The organism is Aquabacterium sp. T101, assembly GCF_057219775.1.
Map to the genome: position 1 here is coordinate 99,056 of NZ_JBXVVZ010000006.1, position 20,767 is coordinate 119,822.

The following is a 20,767-nucleotide window of genomic DNA, read 5'->3' on the forward strand; positions in this document are numbered from 1 at the left end:
GGCCGGCTCGACGGCCTGGCCGCCGGAGCCGTCCCGGGTGCGTTCCCGGGGGCTTTTGCCGGTGTCACCGCCCCGTTCCGGGTGGCGCACCGATGGTCCACAACGTCTGCAGGTCCCCTCAGCTCGGCCTGACGCTGGTCGAACTTGCCGTCACGCTGACCATCGTGGCGCTGGTGGCCCTGGCCGCGTGGCCGCCGCTGGCCGATCTGCTGCAACGCCGTGCGCTGGCGGGCCTGTCGGCCGAACTGCGCGCCGACCTGCAGCGCGCCCGCAGCGAGGCCGTGGCGAGGCGCCAGGGCGTGCGCGTGGAAGTGCGCGCCGTCGACGGCGGCAGCTGCTGGCTCGCGTTCGCCGGCGCGGCCGAAGGCTGCCGCTGCAACGGCAGCGCCGACCCGGTGTGCGAGGTCGGCGCGGTGCTGGTGTCGTACCGCTTCGTCGAGGCCCGCTCGGGGCTGGCGGTGTCGTCCAGCGTGTCGGCCCTGCGGTTCGATCCGCGCCTGGGCACCGCCACGCCTTCGGGCACGCTGCGCGTGTCCACCGCCGGGGGCGCAGCGGTGCATCACGTCGTCAACCTCACCGGCCGCGTGCGCAGCTGCAGCGTCGGTGGGGCGCTGGCCGGGGTGCCTGCGTGCTGACGCGTCCCGCCGCCGGCTTCACCCTCGTCGAGGCGCTGGTGGCCGTGCTTGTCGCCGCCCTCCTCGCAGTGGTGGCGCTGCCGGGCCTGGCGGCGCAGATCCGCGCGGCGCGGCGGGCCGAGGCCATCGCCGCGCTGCTGCAGGTGCAGCAGGCCCAGGAGCGCTGGCGCGCGCAATGTGCCTGCTACGCCGCCAGCCTCGCCGCGCCGCCGCACGCCACGCTGCCCGGCGGTTGCCCACCGGCGGACTGCGACCCGGCGCACGGCCTGGGCCTGGCGCTGTCCAGCCCGCGCTACGTGTACGAGCTGGTCGCGCTGCCGACGCCGGCCGCACCCGACGCCTTCACCGTGCAGGCCCGGGCCACGGGCGACCAGGCCCGGGACCGTGCCGCGGGCCAGTCCTGCACGGTGTTGCGGCTGGTGGTCGTGCCCGGCCACTTCCGCTACGAGCCGGCCGCATGCTTCCGGCAGTGACGCCCCGCTTGCGCCGGTGCGGGTGGCCAAGCGCCGCCGCGCGGCGCCGGGCCGCCGGGCTCTCGCTGCCCGAACTGCTGGTCGGCCTGACGCTGGGCCTGCTGGTCACGGCAGCCGCGCTGGCGCTGGTGGCCCTGGCCAGCGGCGAGCAGCGGCGCCTGCTGGCCGAAGCGCGGCTGCAGCAGGACCTGCGAGCAGCAATGGACATCGTGGCGCGCGAGCTTCGACGGTCCGGCCAATGGCCCGACGCGACGGCCGGGGTGTGGGTGGCGGCATGGCCGGCGTCGGGCGTGCCGCCGGATGGGCCCGCCGTCAATCCGTATGGCGCGTTCCTCCCCGTCCCCTGCAACGCGCCGACCGCGGGCACCTCGGCCGTGCCCGCGGCCATGCCACCTGCAGTGGCGTCGCACGCCTGCCACCTCACCGCCGCGGACGACGACCCGGCACCGTCGCGCTCGGGTTTCCACCTCAGCCGGGGCGCGCTCCACGCCGTGCTGCAGGGCGGGTCGCCGCAGGCGCTGACCGACCCGGGCGCGACCAGCGTTCGGCGCTTCACGGTCACATCGGCCGGAAGCGACGTGACGCTCGGCGCGTTCTGCGGCCTGCCGTGCGGCGACCGCTGCCCGCGCGCGGCGCTGCGCGCCGTGGTCGTCGAACTGCACGCCGCGCTGCCCGACGCCCCGCGCGTCGAGCGCCGCCTGACCGGCACGGTGCGCGTGCGCAACGACCTGCTCACCGGCCCGTGCCCCGCGCCATGACGAACCGTCGGCCCCTTGCCGGCGCGGCCCGCCGCGGCCGGCCGGCGCAGCGTGGTGCGATGGCGCTGGCTGTCGTCGTGCTGCTGTATGCGGCGCTGGCCATCGCGGTGGTGTTCGTCCATCGCAGCCTGGTGTTCGAGCAGCGTGCCGCCGCCAACCAGGTGCGTGCCGCGATCGCGCACGAGGTGGCCGAAGCCGGCCTCGAGTGGGCCACGGTGCGGTTGCGCGATGCCACGCCGCTGGCGGCCGATTGCCAGCCCGCCGGCGCCGGTCTGCGTTTCCTCGACACGCACCTGTCGGTCGCGCCGGACGGCGCCAGCCTGCGGCCCCGTGCGCCCGGCGTGCCGGTCGCAGCCTGCATCGCCCCGGCCGACGGCGCGGGCTGGGTCTGCCGCTGCGCCCGTGCGGGCGAGGCGCCGCCGGCGCCGCCCGGCACGGGACCGGGCTTCACGGTCGAGTTCGCGCCGCGCGCGGGCGCGCTCGCGGTCGATGTCGTGTCGCACGCCTGCGTGCGTGGCGTTCCCGGCGCCGACTGCAGCGCCGACGCCCGGGCCGGGCTGCGCGTCACGCTGGCCCTGCGGCCCGCGCTGGCAGCGTCGCCTGGTGCGGCCCTCACGGTGCGGGGAACGCTGGCGGCGGGCGCGGCCGCGCTCGGGGTGCACAACGAGGACGCGGCCTCCGGCGGCGTGGCGCTGCGGGCCGGGGCTGGCGTGGACGCACCGGCCCTGCGCGTGTCCGCACCGGCCGGCACGCCGTCCACCGCGGCCGTGGTGGCGCGCGACGATGCGCTCGCGGCCCTGGACCCGACGCGCCTGTTCCTGGCCTTGTTCGGCGTGCCGCGCGACACCTGGCGCGAGTCATTCGCCGACGTGGTGCTGCACTGCCCCTGCGACAGCGCGACGGTCCTCGCGGCGCAGGCGAGGGGAGCGCGCAAGCTGTGGCTGCGCGGCGATCTCGTCGTCGACGCCGCGCTGGTGCTGGGCGACGACGCGGCGCCGGCGATCGTCGTCGTCGACGGCACCGCGCGGCTGCAAGGGCCGCTGCGCCTGCACGGCCTGCTGTATGCCGGCGACATCGACGGCCCGGCCTCGGCGGTGGTCGCGTCGGCACCGGCGCGCGTCGACGGCGCGGTGGTGTCGGAAGGCCACTGGCGTGGCGGCGCGGCGCCGGACCTGGTGTTCGACCCGCAGGTGATCGCCCGGCTGCGGTCCATGCCGGGCACCTTCGTCCGCGTGCCCGGCAGCTGGCGCGACGATGCGGTGGCGCCGTGAGTCGCCGGCACGCACGCGGCGTCGGCCTCGTCGAGGCGATGGTGGCGCTGCTGGTCCTCGGGCTGGGCCTGCTGACCTTCGTCGCGCTGCAGGTGAAGCTGCGGCTGGGGGCCGAACTCGCCCGCCAGCGCGCCGAGGCGCTGCAACTGGCCCAGGCCGATCTGGAAGTGCTGCGCACGGCGCCGGGCCTGGCCGCCTTCGACACCCTCGGCCCGGCACGCGGGGCCGTGGGCTCGCCCGGCACGGCCGGCTACACCGTCGAGCGCGGCGTGGCGCCGGTGCCCGGCACCCTGGCCTCGGCACCCGCGACGCTGCGCGACGTGACCGTGACCGTGAGCTGGCGCGACCGTGCCGGCCAGGGGCAGGCCGTGGTGCTGCGCACCCAGCTGGCGCGGGCCGACCCGGCCCTGCCGGCCTCGCTGGGGCTGCGGCCGGCCGGCCTGCCCTGGGGTGGGCGCGCGGGGCGGACGCCGCTGTCGGCCTCCGACCTCGGCGACGGCACCAGCCTGTTCAAGCCGACGGCGGCGGGCAGCGTCGCCTACGTGATGGACAACGCCAGCGCTGCCGTGGTCCGTCGCTGCACGGGCGTGTCGGGCGGCGGTACTGCGGGCACTGGCGGCGGCGGCGCGGCGAGTGCGACCGCCGCGCTGTCGGCCCCCGGCGTGCGCTGCGACGCGGTGCAGGCCCGGCTCGTCCGTGGCGTGATCCGCGCCGACGGCGCCAAGGTGCCGGACCCGCGCGCGCCGGCCGGGCCGCTGCCGGGGCCGCTGGCGCTGCGGATCGACCTCGACAACACGCCGCCCCCGGCGGGCGCGCGAGGGTTCGCGGCCCAGCTTGCCGCGCCGTACTGGCCGGCCGTGGACGGCCCGGCCGGCCGCAGCTTCGGCCGGGGCATGGCGGTGTATCCGGCGGTCGAATGCAGCGTCGACACCGGCGACGGGGCGCTGAAGTCGTCGCAGGGCCTCGCCTACGCCTGCCTGGTGCCGGTGGTCGACCTGGACGGCGATCCGTCGACACCGCCGGCCTTCAACGCGCGCCTGACGCTGTGGCCCCTGGCCGGCTGGGCCCTCGGCACCACGCCCGACGCCTGGCGCGTGTGCCGCTACTCGGCCGACCACGACCGCGACGGCGCGGTGGTCGTGACCGACGGCCCGCGCGTCACGGCCATCGACAACGACGAGCACCCTTACGCCTGGCTCGACGCCACGACCACGCTCGCGCACCAGAACTTCCTGCTGGTGCGCGGCGACCTTGCCTGCCCGGTGGCCACCAAGGTGCCGGAGGCCGGCCACTACACTGACGCCACCACGGCGCCGCACCAGCCGTGACGAGCCTGCCCACGCCGTGTCCGTTCCTGCCGCCGAAGCCGCTGCGCGCGAGATCGCCTTGCAGGCCGCCGCGCGCGCCGTCGGCCTGAGCGAGCCCAATCCGCGCGTCGGCTGCGTGCTGCTGTCGCCGGGTGGCGACTTGATCGCCACCGGCCACACGCAGCAGGCCGGCGGTGCCCATGCCGAGGTGCATGCGCTGCAGCAGGCGCGGCAGGCCGGCCGCGACGTGCGCGGCGCCACCGCCGTGGTCACGCTCGAACCCTGCTCGCACCACGGGCGCACGCCGCCGTGCTGCGACGCGCTGGTGCAGGCCGGCATCGCCCGCGTCGTCGCGCCGCTGGAAGACCCGAACCCCCGCGTGGCCGGCCGCGGCTTCGCGCGCCTGCGCGAGGCCGGCATCGCGGTGGAAGTCACCGGTGGCGGCTGGGCCGACGCGTCGCGCGACCTGAACATCGGCTTCTTCTCGCGCATGCAGCGCGGTCGGCCGTGGCTGCGCATGAAGATCGCCGCGTCGCTGGACGGCCGCACCGCGCTCGACGACGGCACCAGCCAGTGGATCACCGGCGAGGCGGCCCGCGCCGACGGCCATGCGTGGCGGCGCCGGGCCGGCGCGGTGCTCACCGGCATCGGCACCGTGCGCGACGACGACCCGCGGCTGGACGTGCGGCTCGTGCCCACGGCGTGCCAGCCGTTGCGCGTGCTGGTGGACTCGCGTCTCGAGGTGGCCCCCGCGGCGCGCCTGCTGCAGCCGCCGGGCCGCGTGCTCGTCTACACCGCCAGCGCCGACTCGTCCCGGCGCGCCGCCCTGTGCAACGACACGGTGGAGGTGGCCCAGGTGCCCGGCGATGCGCGCGGCAAGACCGATCTCGCCGCGCTGCTGGCCGACCTTGGCCGGCGCGAGATCAACGAACTGCATGTCGAGTCCGGCGAGAAGCTCAATGCGTCGCTGCTGCAGGCCGGTCTCGTCGACGAACTGCTGCTGTACGTGGCGCCGCGGCTGCTCGGCAGCGGCCGGGGCCTCGCGGCCATCGGCCCGCTGGCACGCCTGGCCGACAGCATCGATTTCGACTGGATCGACTGCGAGCGCGTGGGCGCCGACCTGCGGCTGCGGCTGCGGCCCCGCGCGGCCTGACCCGGCACGGCCCCCGCGCCCCGGGGCCAGACACCTGCGCGACAGCGGCGCAGGGGGGTGGCACCTACAATCACGCCCCTATGCCGATCGCCCCTGTTCCCGAACTCGTCGCCGAACTCGCCGCCGGCCGCATGGTGGTGCTGGTGGACGAGGAAGACCGCGAAAACGAGGGCGACCTCGTCATCGCCGCCGACCACGTTACGCCCGAAGCCATCAACTTCATGGCCAAGCACGGCCGCGGCCTGATCTGCCTGACGCTCACGCGCGAGCGCTGCGAGCGCCTGCGCCTGCCGATGATGGCGCGCAACAACGGCACCAAGTTCGGCACCGCCTTCACCGTGTCGATCGAGGCCGCCACCGGCGTGACCACCGGCATCTCGGCGGCCGACCGCGCCCGCACCGTCAAGGCGGCGGTGGCGCGCGACGCACGGCCCGAGGACATCGTCCAGCCCGGCCATATCTTCCCGATCCAGGCCCAGGACGGCGGCGTGCTGATGCGCGCCGGCCATACCGAGGCCGGCTGCGACCTGGCCGCGATGGCCGGCCTGACCCCCGCGGCCGTGATCTGCGAGGTGATGAAGGACGACGGCGAGATGGCCCGCCTGCCGGACCTGGAGGTCTTCGCCCGCGAGCACGGCTTGAAGATCGGCACCATCGCCGCGCTGATCCAGCACCGCAGTCACAACGAGACCCTGATCGAGCCGCTGGGCACGCGCGAGCTGGCCACGGCGCAGGGCGTGTTCCGCTGCACTGCCTACCGCGACACCAGCGTCGGCAGCGTCCACCTCGGCCTGGCCGTGGGCCGCTGGGGCGACACCGACGAAGTGCCGGTGCGCGTGCACGAGCCGCTGTCGGTGATGGACCTGCTCGACGCCCAGGGCAGCACGCACTCGTGGCCGCTGCCGGCGGCGCTGTCCGCGCTGCAGCAGGCCGGTCGCGGCGTGGCGGTGCTGCTCAACGCCGGGGCCGACGCGCAGGCGCTGATCGGCCGCGTGCTGCCGCAGGTGAAGTCGGCACCGGCCGAGGCCGGCAACATGGACCTTCGCACCTACGGCGTGGGTGCGCAGATCCTGCGTCACCAGGGCGTGCGCCGCATGAAGCTGCTGGGCCATCCGCGCCGCATGCCCAGCATGACCGGCTACGGCCTCGAGGTCACGGGCTTCGTGGCCGCACCGGGGAAGGGCTGACCATGCTCGACGCAGACACGGGCGAGACCCCCCAGATCGACGGCACCGGCCTGCGCATCGGCATCGTGCGGGCGCGCTTCAACGACGCGATCACGCGCGCGCTCGAAGCCAGCTGCCTGGCCGAGCTGACGGCGCTGGGCGTGCAGGACAAGCATGTCACCCGGGTGGACGTGCCCGGCGCGCTCGAGGTGCCGCTGGCGCTCAAGGCCATGGCCGACAGCGAGGACTACGACGCGCTGGTGGCCCTGGGCTGCATCATCCGCGGCGAGACCTACCACTTCGAGCTGGTGGCCAACGAAAGCGGCGCCGGCGTCACGCGCGTCGGGCTGGACCACCAGATCCCCATCGCCAACGCGATCCTCACGGTCGAGAACGAGGCCCAGGCCTGGGCCCGTGCCGCGGACAAGGGCCGCGACGCGGCGCGCGTGGCCGTCGAGATGGCCAACCTGCTGGAAGACCTCTGACGTGGCCACCACCCGCAGGCCCACGGCCGCCAAGTCCCAGCGCCGCCGTTCGCGCGAACTGGCGTTGCAGGGCGTCTACCAGTGGCTCATCGCCGGCGGCGAGGCGCAGGCGATCGACGCCCAGCTGCGCGAGCACGAGGGCTACGACAAGTGCGACAGCGTGCACTTCGACGCGCTGCTGCGCGGGTCGATCGAGTCCGCCGCCACGCTGGACGCCGCGCTGGCGCGCCACGTGGACCGCAAGACCAGCGAGCTGTCGCCGGTGGAGCATGCGGTGCTGATGCTGGGCACCTACGAGCTGGCCCACTGCCTGGACATCCCCTACAAGGTGGCGATCAACGAGGCGGTGGAACTGGCCAAGGCCTTCGGCGGCACCGACGGCCACCGCTACGTCAACGGCGTGCTGGACAAGGTGGCCGCCGACCTGCGCCCGGTCGAGGTCGGCGCGGCGCGGCAGGCGACGTGAAGCTCGCCTCGCGGCTCGATCACATCGAGCCGTTCTACGTGATGGAGTGCGCCAAGGCGGCCGACGAGATCGCCCGCGGGCCGCTGTGCGACCCGGCGCAGGGCGGCCGGCCCATGATCTACCTGAACATCGGCGAGCCCGACTTCACCGCGGCGCCCCTCGTGGTGCAGGCGGCGCAGCGCTGCCTGGCCGAGGGCCGCACGCAGTACACCCATGCCACGGGCCTGCCGTCGCTGCGGCGCGCCATCGCGCGCTGGTACGGCTCGCGCTTCGGCCTGGAGGTGGCGCCCGAGCGCATCGTGGTCACGGCCGGCGCGTCGGCGGCGCTGCAGCTCGTCACGCTGGCCCTGCTCGACGAGGGCGACGAGGTGCTGATGCCCGACCCGAGCTACCCGTGCAACCGCCACTTCGTGGCTGCTGCCGGGGGCCGGGCGGTGATGCTGCCGGCGTCGCCGGCACAGCGCTTCCAGCTCGACGCCGCCGCGGTGCGCGCAGCCTGGGGCGCGCGCACCCGCGGCATGCTGCTGGCGTCGCCGTCCAACCCCACCGGCACCTCGATCGAGCGTGCCGAGATGCGCCGCATCGTCGAGGCGGTGCGCGAGCGCGGTGGCTTCACGCTGGTCGACGAGATCTACCTCGGCCTGTCCTACGACGACGCCTTCGGCCACAGCGCGCTGGAGCATGGCGTGGGCCACGGCGACGACGTGGTGTCGATCAACAGCTTCTCCAAGTACTTCGGCATGACCGGATGGCGCCTGGGCTGGCTGGTGCTGCCCGAGGCGCTGGTGGCCCCGGTGGAGAAGCTGGCACAGAACCTGTTCATCTGCCCGTCCACGCCGGCGCAGCAGGCGGCGCTGGCCTGCTTCGAGCCCGAATCGCTGGCCGAGTACGAGCGCCGCCGTGCCGAACTGCGCGCCCGCCGCGACTACATCGTGCCGGCCCTGGAAGGGCTGGGCCTGCCGGTGCCGGTGGTGCCCGACGGCGCGTTCTACGCCTATGCCGACGTGCGCGCCCATGCCGCCAGCAGCTGGGACCTGTGCTTCGACCTGATGCGCCGCGCCCAGGTGGCCCTGACGCCTGGCCGCGACTTCGGCCGCGACGCCGGCGAGCGCTACCTGCGCCTGTCCTTCGCGCGCTCGATGGACGAGCTGCGCGAGGCGGTCGGCCGGCTGCAGGGCGCGCTGGCTCGCTGAAGCGGCCCCGCGGTCGCGGCGCAGCGGCGTCCCGAGCCGCCCCGCGGCCCGTGACAAAGCGTTAACCCTGCGACCGTTGACACGCTTTGAGACGGGTTTGTGCGCTGCGCGGGCCCGCCGCGGCCGATAACGCGGGGGAAGGCCGTTAAGCTTCCCGTGCATTCGACCATGAGCGCAGACCCGTCCCCGACCCCCTTGCCGGACCACCGGTCCCGAACGGCCAACGACGAAGCCTTCGCGGCCACCGTGGTCGAGGAGATGTACGACGGGGAGGAGTCCGACAGCGTCCCGGGCTCCACCGCGGTCGACGAGCGCAAGCTGATGAGCATGCCCACCATCGGGCATGTGGGCCGCTACGCGCTGAAGCACCAGCTCGGCACCGGCGGCCTGGGCGCGGTGTACGCCGCGCTCGACCCGCTGCTGTCGCGCCCCATCGCCGTGAAGATGCTGCGCGTGGCCGAGCTGGGCGCCGCGCAGCGCGAATCGCTCGAGCAGCAGCTGCTGGCCGAGGCGCGCGCCGCCGCCGGCCTGAACCACCAGCACATCGTCACCGTGTACGACGCGGGCCTCGCCGAGGAGGGCGTCTACATCGCGATGGAGCGGCTGCAGGGCCGCGACCTGCGCCAGCTGCTGGCCGACGGCTGGCGGCCCGACGCGGTGCAGGCCGCCCGCATCGCCAAGCGCCTGGCCGACGCGCTGGCCTATGCCCACGGCCATGGCGTGGTGCATTGCGACATCAAGCCGGCCAACGTGTTCATGACCGGCCGCACCCAGCCCAAGCTGCTGGACTTCGGCATCGCCCGCGTGACCGCCGGCCGCTACGACGCCGCGGCCTCGCCGCTGGACATCAGCGCCGAGACCTCCACCGTGCCGCCGCCCGAGCTGGGCTCGCCCTACTACGTGTCGCCGGAGCACCTGCGCGGCGAGCCGCTGGATGCCCGGGCCGATGTGTACGGCGTCGGCGTCGTGCTGTACGAGCTGGTGACCGGCCGCCGCGCCTTCGACGGCGACTCGCTCGAGTCGATCCGCCAGGCCGTGCTGGAAGCCCCGGTGGCGCCGGCCCACACCGTCAACCCGAAGGTCGACGCGGCGCTGTCGGGCATCGTGGCGCGGGCGATGGCGCGCAACCCGGGCGACCGCTATCGTTCGGCGCGCCAGCTGTCGCGCGCGCTGCGCACCTGGATCAGCGACGAGACCAACGGCCTGGGCCACAAGCCGCGCGGCTCGCATGCCGGCTACCTGTGGGCCGCCGGTGGCACCGTGGCCCTGGTGCTCAGCGTGGCCGCGTGGATGCTCGTGCCGCGCGGTGGCGACGCCGTCGTCGCGCGCCCCGCCGCCCCGCCGCCGGCATCGACCCAGGCCACGGTGGACGCCGTGTCCGCGGTGGTCGCCCCCGCGCCCACGCCGGCCACCGCGGCCGTGCAGGCGCCGCCGGCGGCCACGGTGGCTGCCGCACCGGCGACACCCGTTGCGCCGGCCGAAGCGGCCACCCGCCCGCCAGCCCCGTCGACCACCGCCCCGGCGCGCCCGGCGCCGCGCCCCAAGGCCACCGCCAAGGACACCCCGGCACCCGTGCCGGCCCCGCTGCCGGTCACCGCCCCGGCCGCCCCGCCGGCCATGGGCACCGTCACCATCGCCGTCAGCCCCTGGGGCCAGGTGGAAGTGGACGGCAAGCCCGCGGGCACCACGCCGCCGCTGGCGCGCCTGCAGTTGCCGGTGGGCACGCACCAGATCGTCGTGCGCAACGACGACTTCCCCGCCTACAGCACCAGCGTCACCGTCACCGAGGACAAGCCGGTGGTGCTGCGCCACCGCTTCGGGTCATGAGCACCGCGCGTCGCCTGCTCGCGCCGCTGGCCATGGCCCTGGCGCTGGCCGGCTGCGTGACCACCAGCCCGGGCCTGAGCGACGTGATGGAGCGTCCGGCCGAGCGCACGCTGCTGGCCGGCCTGCGTGCCTATGAGGACGCCCAGTACGCCGACGCCGAACGCGACCTGCAGCGTGCCCTGGCGCTCGGCCTGGCCAGCCCGAAGGACCGCGCGATGGCCCACAAGCACCTGGCCTTCGTGTACTGCACCAGCAACCGCGTGCCGGCCTGCGACAAGGCCTTCCGCGACGCGATCGCGGCCGACCCGGAGTTCGCGCTCGGCAAGGCCGAGGCGGGCCATCCGCTGTGGGGCCCCGTGTATCGGCGTGTGACCGCCGGCCGCTGAGCCGGGATACATAATCGCCCGCAGCATGGCTGCTGCGTTTTCGCACGAGGTGCGCGTCTACTTGGAGGACACCGATGCCGGCGGCATCGTGTTCTTCGCCAACTACCTGAAGTTCTTCGAGCGCGCCCGCACCGAGTGGCTGCGCGCGGCGGGCCTGGGGCAGCAGGCCCTGCGCGACCGCCACGGCGTGCTGTTCATGGTGGCCGACACGCAGGTGAAGTTCCTGGCGCCGTCCCGGCTGGACGACGCGCTGCGCATCACGGTGCAGCCCGATGCGCCGCGCGGTGCGTCGATCGCGCTGGCGCAGCAGGCCTGGCGCGGCGACACGCCCCTGGTGGACAGCCGCATCACGCTGGCCTGCGTGGACGCGGGAACCTTGCGTCCGCGCCGCATTCCCAAACCCGTACTCGAACTGATCGCCGCATGAACCAGGACCTCTCCATCGTCACCCTCGTGCTGCAGGCCAGCTTCGTGGTGCAGCTCGTGATGGCGGGCCTGCTGATCACGTCGCTGATCAGCTGGACCGTCATCTTCGGCAAGCTCATCGGCCTGAAGCAGGTGCGCGTGCGCAACGACGAGTTCGAGCGCGACTTCTGGTCCGGCCGCCAGCTCAACGACCTGTACCAGGCCGTGGCGTCCAAGCCGCCCACCCACCGCGGTGCGCCGATCGAGCGCATCTTCGCGTCGGGCATGCGCGAGTTCCTCAAGCTGCGCGAGAAGCGGCTCGACGCCGGGGCGCAGCTCGACGGCGCGCGGCGCGCCATGCGGGCGAGCTTCCAGCGCGAGCTCGACGTGATCGAGAGCCACCTGTCGTTCCTGGGCTCGGTGGGCTCGGTCAGCCCCTACGTGGGCCTGTTCGGCACGGTGTGGGGGATCATGCATGCGTTCGTTGGCCTGTCCAACCTGCAGCAGGTGACGCTGGCCACGGTGGCGCCGGGCATCGCCGAGGCGCTGGTGGCCACGGCCATCGGCCTGTTCGCGGCCATCCCCGCCGTCATCGCCTACAACCGCTTCGCGCGCGACATCGACCGCATCGCGATCCAGCTGGAGACCTTCATCGAGGAGTTCTCCAACATCCTGCAGCGCAACGTGGCGAGCCACTAGATGCCGCAGCTGATGGGCCACGGTGGCGGCACGCGCCGCCGGCGCACGATGAACGAGATCAACATGGTCCCGTTCATCGACGTGATGCTGGTGCTGCTGATCATCTTCATGGTCAGCGCGCCGCTGATCGCCACCGGCGTGGTGGACCTGCCCAGCGTCGGCCAGAGCAAGTCGCGGCCGCAGTCGGTGGTGGAACTGGTCGTCGGCCTGGACGAGCGCGTGAAGATCAAGGTCGACGGCCAGGCCGAGCCGCAGCCGGTGACGCTGCCGCAGCTGGCCGCGCGCGTGAAGCAGGCGCAGCGCGGCCAGGCGGACACGCCGGTGGTCATCTCCGCCGAGCGCAAGGTGAGCTACGACGCCGTGGTGCGGGTGATGGACACGCTGCAGAAGGCCGGCGTGCAGCGCGTGGGGCTGTCGGTCAAGCAGGGGTCATGAAGGCGGCCGATCCGTTGCGTCCGCGCCGGCCCGGCGGCATGGGCCGCGGCGCCATGATGGCGCTGCTGGTGCATGCCGGCCTGGTGCTGGCGCTGGCCTTCGGCGTGAACTGGCGCTCCAGCGACCCGGCCGGCGTGACGGCCGAGCTGTGGGCCGCCGTGCCCGAGGTGGCCGCGCCGGCCGGGGCTGCGCCGCCCCCGCCCGAGCCGCGCCCCGAGCCCAAGCCGGTGGCACCGCCCGAGCCGCGCACGCCGCCGCCGCCGCCCAAGCCCGAGGTGAACGAGGCCGACATCGCGCTCGAGAAGGCCAAGGTCGAGAAGGCGCGCCGCGAGCGCGAGGAGAAGGAAGCGCGCGAGAAGGCCGAGAAGGCCGAGGCGCAGAAGAAGCGCGAGCTCGCCGAGAAGGCGGAGCGCGACAAGGCCGAGCGCGAGAAGGCGGCGAAGCAGGCGCAGGCCGAGAAGGCCGAGGCCGAGCGCGTGGCCCGGCTGCGCGAGGACAACCTCAAGCGCCTGATGGGCCAGGCCGGCGCCACGGGGGCGCCGCAGTCCACCGGCACGGCGCAGCGCGACGCCGGCCCGTCGGCCAGCTACGCCGGCCGCATCGTGGCCAAGGTCAAGCCCAACATCGTGCTGACCGAGTCGGTGCCGGCCACGCTGCGCGCCGAGGTGGAGGTGCGTGCCGCGCCGGACGGCACCATCCTCGGACGGCGCCTGGTCAAGTCCAGCGGCAACAAGGACTGGGACGACGCCGTGCTGCGTGCGATCGACCGCACCGAGACGCTGCCGCGAGACACCGACGGCCGCGTGCCCTCGCTCATCACGATCGGCTTCACGCCGGTGTGACCGGCGCGGCGCAGGTTCAGGCCTTCTTCTCGCGCGGCAGGCGGCCGAGCAGGTAGAACTCGTCGTTGGGCGGCATCGACAGCAGGTTGGCCATGCGGTTGGACAGGCCGAACAGCGCGGTGATGGCGCCGATGTCCCAGATGTCGTCGTCGCTGAAGCCGTGGCCGCGCAAGGCCGCGTAGTCGGCGTCCACCAGGGCGCCGCTGTCCTTGCACACCTTGAGCGCGAAGGCCAGCATCGCGCGCTGGCGCTCGGTGAGGTCGGCCTTGAGGTAGTTGGTGGCCACCTGGTCGGCCAGCAGCGGCTGCTTCGCGTACACCCGCAGCAGTGCGCCGTGCGCCACCACGCAGTACAGGCAGTCGTTGGCCGCGGAGGTGGCCACGATGATCATCTCGCGCTCGGCGCGGCTGAGCGTCGGGCTCTCGCGCAGCATCAGCGCGTCGTGCCAGTCGAAGAACGCGCGCGCCTCGACCGGCCGGTGCGCGAACGCGAGGAACACGTTGGGCACGAAGCCGGCCTTGGCCTGCACCTCCAGGATGCGCGCGCGCAGGTCCTCGGGCAGGTCGGCCACCTCGGGCACCGGCCAGCGGGAGATCGGCTTGCGGGTCATGGTCAGCTCCTGAACTGCATGGCGTGCAGCTGCGCGTACAGGCCGCCGGCGGCCAGCAGCTGCGCATGCGTGCCCTGTTCGACGATGCGGCCCCGGTCCATCGCCACCACGCGGTCGGCATGCTCGATGGTGGACAGGCGGTGCGCGATGACCAGCGTGGTGCGGCCGGCCATCAGGCGCTCCAGGGCGTCCTGCACGGCGCGCTCGCTCTGGCTGTCCAGCGCCGAGGTGGCCTCGTCGAGGATCAGCACCGGCGCGTCCTTGTACAGCGCGCGGGCGATGGCCAGGCGCTGGCGCTGCCCGCCCGACAGCTCGGCGCCGTTGTGGCCGATCGGGCTGTCAAGGCCCTGCGGCAGCCCCTGCACGAAGTCCAGCAGGTGGGCGCTGGACAGTGCCTCGCGCACGCGGTCGCGGTCCACCGCGGCGCCGAGCGCCACGTTGGCCGCGACGCTGTCGTTGAACAGCACCACGTCCTGGCTCACCAGCGCGAACTGGCGCCGCAGCGCGCCGAGGTTCCAGTCGGGCAGCGGCACGCCGTCGAGCAGCACGCGGCCGGCGGTGGGCTCGAAGAACCGCGGCAACAGGTTCACGAGCGAGGTCTTGCCCGCGCCCGACGGGCCCACGAGGGCCACGGTCTGGCCGGCGGCGATGGACAGGCTCACGTCGTCCAGCGCCGGCGCGCCCTCGTCCGAGCGGTAGGCGAGCGACACGCCCTGCAGCTCGATCGCGCCCCGGGCCCGGCCGTCGGCGGCGGCCGGCGCATGGTGGCCGCCGCGTTCCTCGGGCGTGTTCTCGATCAGCTCGATGCCGCGCTCCAGCGCGCGCACGCCGCGCAGCAGCGGAGCCGCGGCGTCCGACAGGTGCTTGAGCGGCGCCACCAGCATCAGCATCGCGGTGATGAAGGCCGCGAAGCCGCCCACCGTGACCTGCCCGGCGCTGCCCCCCTGCCACAACGCCATCACCACCACGGCCGACAGCGCCAGTGCCGCGATCAGCTGGGTGAGCGGCGAGCTGATCGCACCGGCGGCGGCGGTCTTGACCATCAGCTGGCGCAGCCGGTTGCTCTGCGCGCCGAAGCGGGCCTTTTCCTGGGCCGCTGCGCCGTGCAGCCGCACGATGCGCCAGGCCAGCGTGTTCTCCTCCACCACGTAGGCCAGCTCGTCCGTGGCCGTCTGCCAGGCGCGGGTGAGGCGGTCCAGGCGGCGCGACACCGCCCGCATCACGAACGCCACCGCCGGGGCCAGCAGCACGATGAACAGCGTGAGCTTCCAGTTCAGCCACAGCAGGTAGCCGAACAGGAACAGGCTGGTCAGCGAGTCGCGCACCACCATCATCAGCGCGTTGGCCAGCTGCTGGGCGCCCGTCTGCACCTCGTAGACCAGGGTGTTGGTCAGGCTGCTGGCGCTGCTGCGCGTGAACAGCGCCGGCTCGGCGTCGAGCAGGCGCGCGAACATGCCCTCGCGCAGCGTGAGCACGCCGCGGTTGGCGGCCCAGGCCAGCGCATAGGCCGACAGGAAGTGCGCGATGCCCCGGACGACGTACAGGCCGACGATGAACACCGGCACCACCCACAGCGGGAAGCTGCGCTGGGCACCGAAGCCTTCGTCGAGCAGGCGCTTGAGCAGGGCGGGCAGCAGCGGCTCGGTGGCCGCGGCCACGATCGCGGCGCCGAACGCCGCGGCGAAACCGACCCGGCTGGCTCGGAAGTAGGGCGCGATGCGCGCCAGGCGTTGCAGCAGCGGGGTGCTCATGGTGACAAGCGGACGCATTATCGCGGTGCATTCCGCGTCGAACCGCACTTCGACCTCCTTACAATCCCCGCGCTACGATGACCCCGACGACCCGCTCGCTCCTGCGCCGCCGCCACCTGTGCGCCGCCCTGGCCGGAACAGCCGCCTCGCTCGCGTTGCCGCCGGCCCGCGCGCAGTTCCGGGTCGAGATCAGCGGCGTGGGGGCCACGCAGATCCCCGTGGCCTTGGCGCGCTTCCGCGACGACGACAAGGCCGCGCCCTCGCTGGGGGTGGCCAGTGCCATCGTGCGCGCCGACCTCGAGCGCAGCGGCCTGTTCCGCCTGCTGGACGTGCCCGGCGTCGTCGAAGAGACCGCCCAGCCGTCGATGAGCGAATGGCGCAGCCGCGGCGCGGACGCGCTGGTGGGCGGCTCGGTGTCGCGCCTGGCCGACGGGCGGCTCGACGTGCGCTACAAGCTCTGGGACGTGGTCAAGGGGCAGGACCTGGGCGGCCAGAGCCTGGCCGTGCCGCTGGCCGACATGCGCCTGGCCGCGCACCGCGTGGCCGACGCCGTGTACGAGCGCCTCACCGGCGACAAGGGCGTGTTCTCCACGCGCATCGCCTACGTGACGCGCGCCGCGGGGCGCTACACCCTGCGCATCGCCGACGCCGACGGCGAGGGCGGCCAGGTGGCCTTGTCCAGCCCCGACCCGATCATCTCGCCGGCCTGGTCGCCCGACGGGCGCGAGCTGGCCTACGTGTCGTTCGAGTCGCAGAAGGCCGTGGTGTGGGTGCAGGACGTGGCCACCGGCCAGCGCCGCCCGATCGCCAACTTCCGCGGCAGCAACAGCGCCCCGGCGTGGTCGCCGGACGGCCGCCAGCTCGCGGTGACGCTGTCGCGCGACGGCGGCTCGCAGCTCTTCCTGATCGGCCGCGACGGCGGCGCGCCGCGCCGCCTGACGCAGAGCAACGCCATCGACACCGAGGCGGCCTGGGCGCCGGACGGCAAGAGCCTCGTCTTCGTCAGCGACCGCGGCGGCGGCCCGCAGGTCTACCGGGTGGCGGCCACGGGCGGCGACGCGCAGCGCATCACCTTCGCCGGCGCCTACAACATCAGCCCGGCGCTGAGCCCCGACGGCAAGACCATGGCCTACATCTCGCGCCTGGGCAGCGGGGCTTTCCGCCTGCACACGCTCGACTTGTCCACCGGCGGGGGAACCCCGGTGGCCCTGACCGACACCAACGACGACGAGAGCCCGAGCTTCGCGCCCAACGGCAAGCTGATCATCTACGCGTCGCGCGCCCAGGGCCGCGACGTGCTGATGACCACCACGCTGGACGGCCGGATCAAGGCCCGCCTGCTCGCCACCGGCGCCGACGTGCGCGAACCGGTGTGGGGCCCGTTCAACCGTTAGGAGAACCCGAGATGACCCAGACCTTCCGAGCCGCTGCCGCCATCGCGGCCCTGGCCCTGTTCGCCGCCGGCTGCAGCACGCCCGTGCCGCTGCAGGAGAACAAGGACGTGCCGGTGGAGTCGCGCACCGGCACGGCCCCCGGGGCCGGGGGTGCGGCCGGGGCCGGCGGCGCCGGCACGGCCCAGTCGCAGGTGGCCACGGTGGACCTGGGCAAGACCGCCCCGGCGGCGGCCGCACGCATCGTCTACTTCGACTTCGACAGCTTCGCGATCAAGGACGAGTACCGGCCGCTGATCGAGGCCAACGCCAGGCAGCTCGCTGCCAACCGCAGCAAGCGCATCGCCATCGAGGGCCACACCGACGAGCGCGGCGGTCGCGAGTACAACCTGGCCCTCGGCCAGAAGCGCGCCGAGGCCGTGGCCCGCGCGCTGGCGCTGCTGGGCGCCACCGACGCCCAGATGGAAGCCGTGAGCTTCGGCAAGGAGCGGCCCGCCGCCCAGGGCAGCGACGAGGCCGCCTGGGCCAAGAACCGCCGCGCCGAGATCAAGGACAAGTGAGCATGACGCTGCCCCGCGTCGCCGTGCTCGCGCTGGCCCTGGCGGCCGGCGCGGCCCAGGCCCAGCTGTTCCCCGACAACGAGGCGCGCAAGGCCATCGTCGACCTGCGCGCCGCCACCGAGCAGCAGGCCAAGGCCCAGGCCGAGCAGATGCGCGAGCTGACGCGCGACCTGGGCGAGCAGATCGCCGTGCTTCGGCGCAGCCTGCTGGAGCTGAACAACCAGCTCGAGGCGCTGCGCGGCGAGCTGGCGCGCCAGCGCGGTGCCAACGAGCAGCTGGCGCGCGACGTGGCCGAACTGCAGCGCCGCGCCAAGGACATCGCCCAGGGCGTGGACGAGCGCATGCGCCGGCTCGAGCCGCAGAAGGTGTCGTTCGAGGGCCGCGAGTTCATCGCCGACCCCGACGAGAAGCGCCAGTACGAGGAGGCCTTCGGCCTGCTGCGTGGCAGCGACTTCAATGCCGCCGCGCTGTCGCTCACCGGGTTCCTGCAGCGCTGGCCGCACAGCGGCTATGCCGACGCGGCCCGCTTCTGGCTGGGCAGCGCGCTGTACGGCAAGAAGGACCTGAAGGAGTCGATCGTGGCGTTCCGCGCCTTCGTCGAACGCGCCCCGGACGGCCACCCCCGCCTGCCCGAGGCGCTGCTGGCCATCGCCAACGCGCAGATCGAGTCCAAGGACGTTCGCGGCGCGCGCGCCACGCTGTCCGACCTGATCAAGAAGTACCCGCAGGCCGAGGCGGCGCAGGCCGGCAAGGAGCGCCTGGCCGCGCTGAAGTAGGGCCGGCCCCCGGCCGGCGGCGCCGTCGCGGGGCGGCACCTACAATTTCGCCCCATGCAAGACGTCGACATGGGGGCCCTGGCCTCGCAGGTGCTGTGGGCCGCGCTGGCGCTGGGCGTGGTGTTCGGGGCCATCGCGCAGCGCACGCACTTCTGCACCATGGGGGCGGTGTCGGACATCGTCAACGTGGGCGACTGGTCGCGCATGCGCATGTGGGCGCTGGCGATCGGCGTGGCCATGCTCGGCTTCAACGGCATGGTCGCCGCCGGCTGGGTGGACGCGTCCAAGAGCTTCTACACCGCCGCGCGCCTGACCTGGCTGTCGGCCGCCGTGGGCGGCGTGCTGTTCGGCATCGGCATGGTGCTGGCCTCGGGCTGCGGCAGCAAGACGCTGGTACGCATCGGCGGCGGCAACCTCAAGTCGGTGGTGGTGTTCGTGGTGCTGGCGTTCGCCGCCTTCGCCACGCTGCGCGGCATCACCGGCGTGGCCCGCGTGTCCACCGTGGACCGCGTGTTCATCGAGTTCGCCGGCTCCACCGACCTGCCGTCGCTGGCGGCGCGGGCCTTCGGCCTGTCGCGTGCCGTGGCGGCGCTGGTGCTCGGTGCGGTGATCGGCGGCGGCCTCGTGCTGTGGTCGCTCGCACGCGCCGAAGGGCGCCAGCGCGACGTGCTGCTGGGCGGCGTGGGCATCGGCGCCGTGGTGGTGGCGATGTGGTGGGTGTCCGGCCGCCTGGGCTACGTGGCCGAGGACCCGAACACGCTGCAGGAGGCCTTCGTGGCCACCAACTCGCAGCGCATGGAATCGCTGTCCTTCGTGGCACCGGTGGCCTACACGGTGGACTGGCTGCTGTTCTTTTCCGACAAGAGCAAGGTGCTCACGCTGGGCATCGTCACCACCGTGGGCGTGGTGATCGGCTCGGCGTTGGTGGCGCTGACCACGCGCACCTTCCGCTGGGAAGGCTTTGCCGGCGTCGAGGACACCGCCAACCACCTGGTGGGCGCCGTGCTGATGGGCGTGGGCGGGGTCACCGCGATGGGCTGCACCGTGGGGCAGGGCCTGTCCGGCGTGTCGACGCTGGCGCTGGGCAGCTTCATCGCCATCGCCGGCATCGTGGTGGGGGCGATCCTCGCGCTGCGCTACCAGGTGTGGCGGCTGGAGCGCATGGCTTGACCGGCGACGCGGCCGACGCCGAACGCCGCTTCGGCGGGCTGCGCCGGCTGTACGGCGAAGCTGGCTACGAGCGCCTGCGCCGGGCCCGCGTGGCCGTGGTGGGCGTGGGCGGCGTGGGCTCGTGGGCGGCCGAGGCCCTGGCGCGCTGCGGCGTGGCCGAGCTGACGCTGATCGATCTCGACCACGTGGCCGAGTCCAACGTGAACCGGCAGGTGCAGGCGCTCGGGCGCACGCTCGGCCAGGCCAAGGTGCAGGCGCTGGCCGAGCGCGTCGCCGACATCCACCCCGCGTGCCGCCTGCGCCTGGTGGAGGACTTCGCCACGCCCGACAACTGGCCGGCGTTGCTGCCCGCGCCGGTGGACGCGCTGGTCGACGCCTGCGACCAGGTGCGCACCAAGCAGGCGCTGGCCGCGTGGGCGCTGCGCGAGCGCGTGGCCTTCGTCAGTGCGGGGGCCGCCGGCGGCAAGCAGCAGCCGGCGCGCATCGAGGTGGACGACCTGGCCCAGGTGACGCACGACCCGCTGCTGGCGTCGCTGCGACAGCGCCTGCGCAAGCACGAGGGCGCGCCGCGCCAGGGGGCGATGGGCGTGCGCTGCGTGTTCTCGCGCGAGCCGGTACGCCTGCCCGAGGCCGCGCAGTGCGCCGCCGACGTGGAGGCCAACCTCGCCTGCCACGGCTACGGTTCGAGCGTGATGGTCACGGCCACGGCGGGCATGGTGGCCGCAGCCGAAGTGGTGCGCCAGTGGCTCGGTGCAACCACGGAGTCAGGGGGCTGAACGCGGGTCGCGAACTGCCCCTATAATGCCGGGCTCTGCCGGGGGGTCGTTAGCTCAGTCGGTAGAGCAGCGGACTTTTAATCCGTTGGTCGCAGGTTCGAATCCTGCACGACCCACCACCGGATTGAGCAGTCCGGCATCCCTTGGGGCTCTTAGCTCAGTTGGTAGAGCAGCGGACTCTTAATCCGTTGGTCGTAGGTTCGAATCCTACAGGGCCCACCAATTCACCTCG

Annotated in this window: 23 protein-coding genes and 2 tRNA genes; 23 read left to right on the forward strand and 2 right to left on the reverse strand. The window is 74.0% G+C overall.

What is annotated here, in order from left to right; translation table 11 throughout:
- Positions 1 to 92: 92 nt before the first annotated feature.
- From AC2EAQ_RS15065 to tolA, 16 genes are all read left to right on the forward strand, one after another.
- Entirely contained in the window at positions 93 to 635 is a 543-nt protein-coding gene (locus tag AC2EAQ_RS15065; RefSeq protein WP_484645161.1) for a GspH/FimT family pseudopilin, read from the forward strand.
- Positions 629 to 1,108: a type IV pilin protein gene (locus AC2EAQ_RS15070; RefSeq protein ID WP_484645162.1), complete on the forward strand. Its 480-nt coding sequence runs from the start codon at positions 629 to 631 to the stop codon at positions 1,106 to 1,108. Before AC2EAQ_RS15065 ends, AC2EAQ_RS15070 begins: the two co-directional genes overlap by 7 nt.
- Positions 1,109 to 1,116: 8 nt before the next feature.
- On the forward strand, positions 1,117 to 1,866 hold the full coding sequence (locus tag AC2EAQ_RS15075; RefSeq protein WP_484645163.1) for a hypothetical protein: 750 nt from the start codon (positions 1,117 to 1,119) through the stop codon (positions 1,864 to 1,866).
- A 59-nt stretch (positions 1,867 to 1,925) separates the two neighbouring features.
- On the forward strand, positions 1,926 to 3,137 hold the full coding sequence (locus AC2EAQ_RS15080; protein ID WP_484645164.1) for a hypothetical protein: 1,212 nt from the start codon (positions 1,926 to 1,928) through the stop codon (positions 3,135 to 3,137).
- A complete protein-coding gene (locus AC2EAQ_RS15085) occupies positions 3,134 to 4,465 on the forward strand; it encodes a type IV pilus modification PilV family protein (protein WP_484645165.1) in 1,332 nt (443 codons plus the stop codon). The genes AC2EAQ_RS15080 and AC2EAQ_RS15085 overlap by 4 nt, the downstream gene beginning before the upstream one ends.
- A 16-nt stretch (positions 4,466 to 4,481) precedes the next feature.
- Positions 4,482 to 5,597 (forward strand): bifunctional diaminohydroxyphosphoribosylaminopyrimidine deaminase/5-amino-6-(5-phosphoribosylamino)uracil reductase RibD, encoded by a 1,116-nt coding sequence (gene ribD, locus AC2EAQ_RS15090; protein WP_484645166.1) that lies wholly within the window; start codon positions 4,482 to 4,484, stop codon positions 5,595 to 5,597.
- Positions 5,598 to 5,677: 80 nt separating this feature from the next.
- Positions 5,678 to 6,784, forward strand: coding sequence for a bifunctional 3,4-dihydroxy-2-butanone-4-phosphate synthase/GTP cyclohydrolase II (ribBA, locus tag AC2EAQ_RS15095; RefSeq protein WP_484645167.1), 1,107 nt, complete (start codon positions 5,678 to 5,680; stop codon positions 6,782 to 6,784).
- A gap of 2 nt (positions 6,785 to 6,786) precedes the next feature.
- A complete protein-coding gene (gene ribH / locus AC2EAQ_RS15100; RefSeq protein WP_484645168.1) occupies positions 6,787 to 7,248 on the forward strand; it encodes a 6,7-dimethyl-8-ribityllumazine synthase in 462 nt (153 codons plus the stop codon).
- 1 nt (position 7,249) lies between these two features.
- A complete protein-coding gene (nusB, locus tag AC2EAQ_RS15105; RefSeq protein ID WP_484645169.1) occupies positions 7,250 to 7,714 on the forward strand; it encodes a transcription antitermination factor NusB in 465 nt (154 codons plus the stop codon).
- Positions 7,711 to 8,907 carry a pyridoxal phosphate-dependent aminotransferase gene (locus tag AC2EAQ_RS15110; RefSeq protein ID WP_484645170.1) on the forward strand — a complete coding sequence of 399 codons (1,197 nt, stop codon included), beginning with the start codon at positions 7,711 to 7,713 and terminating at the stop codon, positions 8,905 to 8,907. Before nusB ends, AC2EAQ_RS15110 begins: the two co-directional genes overlap by 4 nt.
- 168 nt (positions 8,908 to 9,075) lie before the next feature.
- The gene (locus AC2EAQ_RS15115; RefSeq protein ID WP_484645171.1) at positions 9,076 to 10,734 is read left to right on the forward strand and encodes a serine/threonine-protein kinase; all 1,659 of its coding nucleotides are present in this window, start codon (positions 9,076 to 9,078) and stop codon (positions 10,732 to 10,734) included.
- Positions 10,731 to 11,120 carry a TssQ family T6SS-associated lipoprotein gene (locus AC2EAQ_RS15120; protein ID WP_484645172.1) on the forward strand — a complete coding sequence of 130 codons (390 nt, stop codon included), beginning with the start codon at positions 10,731 to 10,733 and terminating at the stop codon, positions 11,118 to 11,120. Before AC2EAQ_RS15115 ends, AC2EAQ_RS15120 begins: the two co-directional genes overlap by 4 nt.
- Before the next feature lie 25 nt (positions 11,121 to 11,145).
- Positions 11,146 to 11,547, forward strand: a complete 402-nt coding sequence (gene ybgC / locus AC2EAQ_RS15125) for a tol-pal system-associated acyl-CoA thioesterase (protein WP_484645173.1) — start codon at positions 11,146 to 11,148, stop codon at positions 11,545 to 11,547.
- Positions 11,544 to 12,224: a protein TolQ gene (tolQ, locus tag AC2EAQ_RS15130; protein WP_484645174.1), complete on the forward strand. Its 681-nt coding sequence runs from the start codon at positions 11,544 to 11,546 to the stop codon at positions 12,222 to 12,224. The genes ybgC and tolQ overlap by 4 nt, the downstream gene beginning before the upstream one ends.
- A complete protein-coding gene (locus AC2EAQ_RS15135) occupies positions 12,225 to 12,659 on the forward strand; it encodes a biopolymer transporter ExbD (RefSeq protein ID WP_484645175.1) in 435 nt (144 codons plus the stop codon).
- Positions 12,656 to 13,501, forward strand: a complete 846-nt coding sequence (tolA, locus tag AC2EAQ_RS15140) for a cell envelope integrity protein TolA (RefSeq protein WP_484645176.1) — start codon at positions 12,656 to 12,658, stop codon at positions 13,499 to 13,501. The genes AC2EAQ_RS15135 and tolA overlap by 4 nt, the downstream gene beginning before the upstream one ends.
- Before the next feature lie 16 nt (positions 13,502 to 13,517).
- Here tolA and AC2EAQ_RS15145 read toward each other — a convergent pair whose 3' ends face one another.
- Together AC2EAQ_RS15145 and msbA are read right to left on the reverse strand one after the other, a co-directional pair.
- A complete protein-coding gene (locus AC2EAQ_RS15145; protein ID WP_484645177.1) occupies positions 13,518 to 14,111 on the reverse strand; it encodes a peroxidase-related enzyme in 594 nt (197 codons plus the stop codon).
- 2 nt (positions 14,112 to 14,113) lie between these two features.
- Positions 14,114 to 15,862: a lipid A export permease/ATP-binding protein MsbA gene (msbA, locus tag AC2EAQ_RS15150; RefSeq protein ID WP_484645178.1), complete on the reverse strand. Its 1,749-nt coding sequence runs from the start codon at positions 15,860 to 15,862 to the stop codon at positions 14,114 to 14,116.
- Between the two features lie 77 nt (positions 15,863 to 15,939).
- Between msbA and tolB the strand changes: the two genes are divergently transcribed.
- The 7 genes from tolB (at position 15,940) to AC2EAQ_RS15185 (ending at position 20,757) form a co-directional block, all read left to right on the forward strand.
- The gene (gene tolB, locus AC2EAQ_RS15155) at positions 15,940 to 17,256 is read left to right on the forward strand and encodes a Tol-Pal system beta propeller repeat protein TolB (protein WP_484645179.1); all 1,317 of its coding nucleotides are present in this window, start codon (positions 15,940 to 15,942) and stop codon (positions 17,254 to 17,256) included.
- Between the two features lie 11 nt (positions 17,257 to 17,267).
- Positions 17,268 to 17,813: a peptidoglycan-associated lipoprotein Pal gene (pal, locus tag AC2EAQ_RS15160; RefSeq protein ID WP_484645180.1), complete on the forward strand. Its 546-nt coding sequence runs from the start codon at positions 17,268 to 17,270 to the stop codon at positions 17,811 to 17,813.
- Positions 17,814 to 17,815: 2 nt separating this feature from the next.
- On the forward strand, positions 17,816 to 18,589 hold the full coding sequence (gene ybgF, locus AC2EAQ_RS15165; protein WP_484645181.1) for a tol-pal system protein YbgF: 774 nt from the start codon (positions 17,816 to 17,818) through the stop codon (positions 18,587 to 18,589).
- Between the two features lie 54 nt (positions 18,590 to 18,643).
- Positions 18,644 to 19,759 (forward strand): YeeE/YedE family protein, encoded by a 1,116-nt coding sequence (locus AC2EAQ_RS15170; protein ID WP_484645182.1) that lies wholly within the window; start codon positions 18,644 to 18,646, stop codon positions 19,757 to 19,759.
- A complete protein-coding gene (locus tag AC2EAQ_RS15175) occupies positions 19,756 to 20,535 on the forward strand; it encodes a tRNA threonylcarbamoyladenosine dehydratase (RefSeq protein WP_484645183.1) in 780 nt (259 codons plus the stop codon). The genes AC2EAQ_RS15170 and AC2EAQ_RS15175 overlap by 4 nt, the downstream gene beginning before the upstream one ends.
- A gap of 43 nt (positions 20,536 to 20,578) precedes the next feature.
- Positions 20,579 to 20,654 (forward strand) — tRNA-Lys (locus tag AC2EAQ_RS15180).
- Positions 20,655 to 20,681: 27 nt separating this feature from the next.
- Positions 20,682 to 20,757, forward strand: a tRNA-Lys gene (locus tag AC2EAQ_RS15185).
- Positions 20,758 to 20,767 lie beyond the last annotated feature (10 nt).

What these genes read in the sequence shown, in the direction of transcription:
- ribBA (WP_484645167.1), top strand. Translation starts at nt 5,678, where the DNA reads ATGCCGATCGCCCCTGTTCCCGAACTCGTCGCCGAACTCGCCGCCGGC.
- AC2EAQ_RS15145 (WP_484645177.1), bottom strand. Translation starts at nt 14,111, where the DNA reads ATGACCCGCAAGCCGATCTCCCGCTGGCCGGTGCCCGAGGTGGCCGAC.
- tolA (WP_484645176.1), top strand. Translation starts at nt 12,656, where the DNA reads ATGAAGGCGGCCGATCCGTTGCGTCCGCGCCGGCCCGGCGGCATGGGC.
- msbA (WP_484645178.1), bottom strand. Translation starts at nt 15,862, where the DNA reads ATGAGCACCCCGCTGCTGCAACGCCTGGCGCGCATCGCGCCCTACTTC.
- AC2EAQ_RS15080 (WP_484645164.1), top strand. Translation starts at nt 1,926, where the DNA reads ATGGCGCTGGCTGTCGTCGTGCTGCTGTATGCGGCGCTGGCCATCGCG.
- AC2EAQ_RS15065 (WP_484645161.1), top strand. Translation starts at nt 93, where the DNA reads ATGGTCCACAACGTCTGCAGGTCCCCTCAGCTCGGCCTGACGCTGGTC.
- pal (WP_484645180.1), top strand. Translation starts at nt 17,268, where the DNA reads ATGACCCAGACCTTCCGAGCCGCTGCCGCCATCGCGGCCCTGGCCCTG.
- tolQ (WP_484645174.1), top strand. Translation starts at nt 11,544, where the DNA reads ATGAACCAGGACCTCTCCATCGTCACCCTCGTGCTGCAGGCCAGCTTC.
- AC2EAQ_RS15120 (WP_484645172.1), top strand. Translation starts at nt 10,731, where the DNA reads ATGAGCACCGCGCGTCGCCTGCTCGCGCCGCTGGCCATGGCCCTGGCG.
- ybgF (WP_484645181.1), top strand. Translation starts at nt 17,816, where the DNA reads ATGACGCTGCCCCGCGTCGCCGTGCTCGCGCTGGCCCTGGCGGCCGGC.
- ybgC (WP_484645173.1), top strand. Translation starts at nt 11,146, where the DNA reads ATGGCTGCTGCGTTTTCGCACGAGGTGCGCGTCTACTTGGAGGACACC.
- ribH (WP_484645168.1), top strand. Translation starts at nt 6,787, where the DNA reads ATGCTCGACGCAGACACGGGCGAGACCCCCCAGATCGACGGCACCGGC.
- AC2EAQ_RS15170 (WP_484645182.1), top strand. Translation starts at nt 18,644, where the DNA reads ATGCAAGACGTCGACATGGGGGCCCTGGCCTCGCAGGTGCTGTGGGCC.
- AC2EAQ_RS15115 (WP_484645171.1), top strand. Translation starts at nt 9,076, where the DNA reads ATGAGCGCAGACCCGTCCCCGACCCCCTTGCCGGACCACCGGTCCCGA.
- AC2EAQ_RS15135 (WP_484645175.1), top strand. Translation starts at nt 12,225, where the DNA reads ATGCCGCAGCTGATGGGCCACGGTGGCGGCACGCGCCGCCGGCGCACG.
- tolB (WP_484645179.1), top strand. Translation starts at nt 15,940, where the DNA reads ATGACCCCGACGACCCGCTCGCTCCTGCGCCGCCGCCACCTGTGCGCC.